Consider the following 3,966-nt stretch of genomic DNA (forward strand, 5'->3'; position numbering starts at 1 on the left):
GCCACGCGGGTAAGCAGCGGCGAGAGCAGCGCCATCAGCAGAAATATTTTGATTATCCACACGTAGCTAAAACCGCTCAGCAGGAACGTGAGGAAAATAGTTTGCGCGGTGAGGATGTCCTGAAAGCCGGGGACGTGAAACAGCGCAATGACGATAAAAAAGACCACCAGAAAAGCCCATACCGGCAGCACCAGGCGCTTAAAGCGGGAGAGAATATAAGGTTTTAGTTTTACGCTGGTTTTTCCGGAGGTGTAGTACGACATACCGGAAACAAACACCATCATGGGCACGTCGAACGTTCTTATCTGGAACAGCGTGTTGGGCGGATCGACGTGGGCGAACATAATTAACAGTATTCCGATAAACCGCATTAGATCAATTGTCGTATTTCGACTCATTTCAGTTACCCCGATGATTCACAGATATACCCGTCATACTTCACGCGGCTCGCATATCAGGTGCGTTAGCAAGCAGCGCCAGTTGTCAGATTGAGAAATTATAATTTTATTTTTCGATGATGGTGCAGACAGTAGCAGAGCGGTTCAATAATTTATTATTTAGCATGGTTGCTTTATATCTTCAAGTACATGCTTATATTTTAAATAAAAGTTGATAGCCAGTATTTACACACTGTTTGTAGATGTATAAATCCTGATGAATACAGATAAAATCAATAGTTACAGTGGGTAATACACTTTTCTGTCTATAAAATAAACACGATTATATCTTTTGCTTATATTATTATCTTACGCCGCGACGCAGTTGGTTACATTTATAATCACTCCGCAGTTTGTTTATCCCGCAATTAAATAACATGCCACAGTCTTATTCTTTATTTAGCGCCATAATAATTCTTCGGAATAAGTGATAATATTCCCGCAAAAATCACACGCCGTCCGCGGCGGCAAAACGGATTGAGCCATCGGGCCGCTGCCGCTATAGTTCATCATCAGCCGTCGCAGCACCCGGAGGAGACATTCATGCAACCTGACGACAAATCACTTTTTCTTGACGCCATGGAGGATGTCCAGCCCCTGAAAGTCCGCAGCGAAACCCGCTGGCAGCCGCAGCGCAACGTCCGCCCGCGGCAGGAGCTGGACGCCCTGCAGCTGGATAACCCGCTGACCACCGGCTTTCTGGATATTCTTCCCCTCGACACGCCGCTGGAATTCAAACGTGAAGGGCTGCAAAGCGGCGTGCTGGACAAGCTGCGGCTGGGTAAATACGGCCAGCAGGCCAGCCTGAACCTGCTGCGCCGCCCGGTTGAGCAGTGCCGGCAGATGCTGTTTGCTTTCATTCATCAGTCTCTGCACGACGGACTGCGCAACGTGCTGATCGTCCACGGCAAGGGCCGGGAAGAGGGCGCCCACGCCAATATTGTGCGCAGCTATCTTGCCCGCTGGCTCACCGAGCTGGACGCGGTGCAGGCTTACTGCTGCGCGCTGCCGCACCACGGCGGCAGCGGTGCCTGCTACGTGGCGCTGAAAAAATCCCCCCAAGCCAGGCTGGATAACTGGGAGCGGCACGCCAAGCGCAGCCGCTAGCGCAGCAGCAGCGTCAACTCCCGGGCGGCTTTTTGCAGCTCGGGAAGCACCCGTTCCAGCATCTCGCAGGACGGCATCTGCGCCGCGTGAACGCCAACATTTAGCGCTGCCACCGCGTGTCCGCTGGCGTTAAACAGCGGCACTGCCAGCGAGCGCAGCCCCATCTCCAGCTCCTGATCGTTAAGCGCGTAGCCCTGCTGGCGTATCTGCTTCAGCTCGCTGCGCAGCGCGCTGACCGAATCCACCGTCTGCGGCGTATAGCGGATCATCGTGACCCGCCCGAGCATAGCGTTCAGCGTCTCTTCCGGCTGATAGCTCAGCAGCACCCGCCCCATTGACGTTGCCCAGGCCGGCAGGCGGCTGCCGATATCCAGATCGATAGTCATGATCCGCGAGCTTGACGCCCGGGCGATATACAGAATGTCGTCCCCGTCGAGGGTGGCGATAGAGCATGACTCGTTCAGCATGTCGCTCAGATGCTTCAGCACCGGCTGCGCCGAGCGCGCCAGCGGCGTGGAGGCCAGCCAGGCGTGGCCCAGTGCCAGCACCCGCGGGCGCAGCTGAAAGTTTCTGCCGTCTTCGGCGTATACAAATCCCAGCTTGCCGAGGGTATACAGGCAGCGGCGCACCGCGGCGCGGGGAATACCGGTTTTCAGGCTTATTTGCGAAATGGAGAGCAGCGGGCGCTGGGGGGTAAAAGCCTGCAGCACCTCCAGCCCACGCGCCAGCGAAGCCATAAAATTAGGATCGCCCTTAAACGGATCGCTCTCGCTGTTCAGGACATCGTCGGGATGGCGGGTCATGTTACACCTCTGAATCTGTCATTGATCACATTATTGCAACAAACATAACCTACGTTCGATTATCGCACAACATTTCGATTATCGCCCTTGACCCGCCCTGTTGCGCAGGTCACATTTTGGGGAAACAACGTACAGCTGTGCGATAAGCGCACCGCAAGGAGCAACCTGATGATCGACAAAAGCGTTGAGTCGCTGGAGCAGGCCGTCGCCGGGATCCCCGACGGCGCCACCATCATGATCGGCGGCTTCGGCCCCGCCGGACAGCCCACTTATCTGATTGATGCCCTGATAGCCCAGGGCGCCCGCCACCTCACCATCATCAACAACAACGCCGGCAACGGCGAAATTGGCCTTGCCGCGCTGCTGAAAGCGGGCCGGGTGCGCAAAATGATCTGCTCTTTTCCACGCCAGGTGGACTCGCAGATTTTTGATGACCTCTACCGCCGCGGGGAAGTGGAGCTTGAGCTGGTGCCGCAGGGCAACCTGGCCTGCCGCATTCAGGCTGCCGGCTCCGGGCTGGGGGCGGTGTTTACACCCACCGGCTACGGCACGCCGCTGGCGGAAGGCAAAGAGATCCGCGAAATCGACGGCCGCCAGTACGTGCTGGAGTACCCAATCCGCGCCGATTACGCCCTGATCAAGGCCCATCACGCTGACCGCTGGGGCAACCTGGTGTACCGCAAAGCGGCGCGCAATTTCGGTCCGATCATGGCCCCGGCCGCAACGACAACGGTGGCCGAAGTCTCGGAACTGGTGCCGCTGGGTTCCCTTGACCCCGAAGCGATTATCACGCCGGGCATCTTCGTCCAGCGCGTCTTCTCCCTGCAGCATCTGACCGCCGCCAAAAGCGCCTGAGGAGCACCATCATGCAAAAGTTAACCCGCGATGAAATGGCAAAACGCGTGGCGCAGGATATTCCCGACGGCGCCTACGTTAACCTCGGGATCGGCCTGCCGACCCGCATCGCTAACTACTTGCCCGCCGACAAAGAGATTTTCCTGCACAGCGAAAACGGCCTGCTGGGCATGGGACCGAAGCCGCAGCCCGGTGAAGAAGATCCGGAGCTGATTAACGCCGGGAAAGAGTTCGTCACGCTGCTGCCCGGCGGCTGCTTTTTCCACCACGGCGACTCTTTCGCCATGATGCGCGGTGGCCATCTCGATATCTGCGTGCTGGGCGCTTATCAGGTCTCGGCCCGGGGCGATCTTGCCAACTGGAGCACCGGCGCGCCGGACGCAATCCCGGCGGTGGGCGGCGCGATGGATCTCGCTATCGGCGCCCGGGACATATACGTGATGATGGATCACCTGACCCGCGACGGACAGTCGAAGCTGGTGGAGCACTGTACTTATCCGCTCACCGGCGTGGGCTGCGTCAGCCGTATTTATACCGATCTGGCGGTGATCGATATCACCGCCGACGGCCCGGTGGTGCGCGAGATTTTTAACGATCTCTCTTTTGATGAACTGCAGCGTATTACCCCGGTGGCGCTGACTTTTGCTGCGCTGGCGAAAAGCGCGTAAGGAATCCCATGACTCAGGCATTTATCTGTGATGCGCTCCGCACGCCTTTCGGCCGCTTCGGCGGCGCGCTGGCCACTGTGCGGGCGGACGATTTAG

The 3,966-nt window shown here is 57.4% G+C and carries 6 protein-coding genes; 4 read left to right on the forward strand and 2 right to left on the reverse strand.

The annotated features are described in order from the left end of the window. Positions 1–344 (reverse strand): acyltransferase family protein (locus QZ766_RS07595; protein ID WP_366509390.1); only part of this gene is annotated, 344 nt, incomplete at its 3' end. Positions 345–980: 636 nt separating this feature from the next. Here QZ766_RS07595 and smrA point away from each other — a divergent pair. Beyond that, entirely contained in the window at positions 981–1,544 is a 564-nt protein-coding gene (smrA, locus tag QZ766_RS07600; RefSeq protein WP_297199656.1) for a DNA endonuclease SmrA, read from the forward strand. On the opposite strand, the gene QZ766_RS07605 is transcribed toward smrA, so the two are convergent. Further along, positions 1,541–2,347 carry an IclR family transcriptional regulator C-terminal domain-containing protein gene (locus QZ766_RS07605; RefSeq protein WP_297199658.1) on the reverse strand — a complete coding sequence of 269 codons (807 nt, stop codon included), beginning with the start codon at positions 2,345–2,347 and terminating at the stop codon, positions 1,541–1,543. The two genes, smrA and QZ766_RS07605, sit on opposite strands and share 4 nt — an antisense overlap. A 168-nt stretch (positions 2,348–2,515) precedes the next feature. On the opposite strand from QZ766_RS07605, the gene QZ766_RS07610 reads away from it, so the two are divergent. The 3 genes from QZ766_RS07610 to QZ766_RS07620 form a co-directional block, all read left to right on the forward strand. Further along, entirely contained in the window at positions 2,516–3,202 is a 687-nt protein-coding gene (locus tag QZ766_RS07610) for a 3-oxoacid CoA-transferase subunit A (protein WP_297199660.1), read from the forward strand. Positions 3,203–3,213: 11 nt separating this feature from the next. Further along, positions 3,214–3,870, forward strand: a complete 657-nt coding sequence (locus QZ766_RS07615; protein WP_297199663.1) for a 3-oxoacid CoA-transferase subunit B — start codon at positions 3,214–3,216, stop codon at positions 3,868–3,870. Between the two features lie 8 nt (positions 3,871–3,878). Further along, positions 3,879–3,966 (forward strand): hypothetical protein (locus QZ766_RS07620; RefSeq protein ID WP_297199664.1); only part of this gene is annotated, 88 nt, incomplete at its 3' end.

It is taken from the genome of uncultured Pluralibacter sp. (assembly GCF_913775985.1).
In the GTDB taxonomy this organism is placed as follows: Bacteria; Pseudomonadota; Gammaproteobacteria; order Enterobacterales; family Enterobacteriaceae; genus Pluralibacter.

Coding starts and splice junctions, on each gene's coding strand:
- QZ766_RS07615 (WP_297199663.1), top strand. CDS start 3,214: ATGCAAAAGTTAACCCGCGATGAAATGGCAAAACGCGTGGCGCAGGAT.
- QZ766_RS07605 (WP_297199658.1), bottom strand. CDS start 2,347: ATGACCCGCCATCCCGACGATGTCCTGAACAGCGAGAGCGATCCGTTT.
- QZ766_RS07610 (WP_297199660.1), top strand. CDS start 2,516: ATGATCGACAAAAGCGTTGAGTCGCTGGAGCAGGCCGTCGCCGGGATC.
- smrA (WP_297199656.1), top strand. CDS start 981: ATGCAACCTGACGACAAATCACTTTTTCTTGACGCCATGGAGGATGTC.